At 37.2% G+C, this 234-nt stretch carries 1 protein-coding gene; it reads left to right on the top strand.

The window, feature by feature from the left end; all coding sequences use genetic code 11:
* A partial coding sequence (locus tag RFK25_RS11690; protein ID WP_443035566.1) for a hypothetical protein occupies positions 1-234 on the top strand: 234 nt, incomplete at both ends.

Below are 234 nucleotides of genomic sequence, written 5' to 3'. Positions count from 1 at the left end.
ATAACATAGACAGCAACAACCATGCAGAGTTGCCAGAGAATACCTTTACGACGTTACAGTCTGACTTGAAGACGTCACGAGATCATCTGAATAGTCAGATTGAATTATTAAATACCGCCAGGTCCAAAATATCTGATTTGGTGTCTTACTCTGGAAGCAGTCACACCAAAACCATCCAGCATTATAACTTTATTATTAATGATATTAAGACCTTAGATGAGTCAATCAAGCAAT

The organism is Streptococcus sp. SS-4456, assembly GCF_036680365.1.
Classification (GTDB): Bacteria; Bacillota; Bacilli; order Lactobacillales; family Streptococcaceae; genus Streptococcus.
This window is presented reverse-complemented; position numbering and strand designations above follow the sequence as displayed.